Origin of the sequence: Bradyrhizobium sp. PRIMUS42 (assembly GCF_023006515.1) — a bacterium.
Taxonomy (GTDB): Bacteria; Pseudomonadota; Alphaproteobacteria; order Rhizobiales; family Xanthobacteraceae; genus Bradyrhizobium.
The window spans coordinates 1-1,334 of the sequence record NZ_JALBGZ010001138.1; the positions used below are offsets into that span (position 1 = coordinate 1).

Annotated in this window: 2 protein-coding genes; both read left to right on the plus strand. The window is 63.4% G+C overall.

Translation table 11 applies throughout. The annotated features are described in order from the left end of the window. Positions 1–559 (plus strand): S8 family serine peptidase (locus tag MOV75_RS38385; RefSeq protein WP_247008041.1); only part of this gene is annotated, 559 nt, incomplete at its 5' end. 540 nt (positions 560–1,099) lie between these two features. Then, positions 1,100–1,334 (plus strand): TIGR03809 family protein (locus MOV75_RS38390; RefSeq protein WP_247008043.1); only part of this gene is annotated, 235 nt, incomplete at its 3' end.

A 1,334-nucleotide genomic window follows, 5' to 3' on the forward strand; every position in this document is an offset into this window, starting at 1 on the left:
CGTGCTGATTGCGGCCGCCGGCAATGCCGGCGCCAAATCGCCGCCGCTGTATCCGGCCGCCAATCCCAACGTGATCGCGGTCAGCGCGACCGACCAGCAGGACAGGCTGTTCGCCGCGTCCAACCGTGGCAACTACATCGCCGTCGCAGCGCCCGGGGTCGACATCTTCCTGCCGGCGCCCGACGGCAAATACCAGATGACATCGGGAACCTCGTTCTCGGCCGCCTATGTCTCCGGCGTCGCGGCGTTGCTGCTCGAGCGCAATCACGCCTTGAAGCCGGAGGCGCTGCGCATGACCCTGGCGAAGACTGCGCGCGATCTCGGCTCCCCCGGACGTGACGAGCTTTTCGGCGACGGTCAGACCGATGCGTTCGCCGCGGTCATGGCTGTTCCCGCCGACAGCGTGATGCCGGTTGCGGCTGCGTCCGGTACAACAAAACGTGAAGATGCCGGAACGCGTCGCGACGCGCCCGGCAGCCGCGCGATCGAACAGCCCTCGTTGTCGAGTGCCGAGGATAAATCCACGATTTCTCAGGCGGATAGGCCGGCGGCGCGATAACGGCTGCGACAAAGATGCGCGCGGTCCGAAGGTCAAAAAAGCAAACGCCGCGTTGAACGTTCAGCCAGCTGCCACGACCAAATTATGTGGGAGCGGTCATCCCTCCCCATCAGTCATATTAGGCGCGAGCGCCCATCCACCCCAAGCGCCCATATGGCTCGACCCGTCCGGTTGTCCCCCCGGACGGGTCTTTTCTTTTTGGGCCATCCGATTGGGCATCCGATTTTTTGAAGCTTCGCGCTCGTTCAGCCTGCGGTTGAGGGGTCGCAGCTGCGTTCGCCCTGATCGCCCGCCCGGCACGCCGCAAGCCCGTTATGCTTGTGCGAAGCTTGACTCGAAAACACAGCAAATATCCGCACGACTACGGTGATTGATGACGAAAGCCGTGTCGTTGCTGGACAGGACAAAACTTTTCCACAAAATATTCATGTCGCGTCTAAATTGATTCGTGTGCGTTGCGTCCCCCCGCGTCCGTGTTTTCCCCTGACGGGCTGGTTCATGACACATCGCCAAGAGTCCGATTTCGCGTCCGCCCGTGCCGTGGCTGTTGGCCGCGACATCGCGGCACGCTGGTGCGCCCTCGCCGAGCAGCGCCTGCAACATCTCTCCGAAATGTTCGAGACCGGCCGCTGGCGCCGTTATCATTCCGAGATCGCCTTCCTGGAAAACATCCAGGAAGCCAAGCGTGCCGTCCAGACCTGGCGCGCGCTTGCAACCGGCGGGGACGTCGCCGAGGCGGCTGCGAGCGTGACGCCCGCATTCGGTTGGTCGCCGG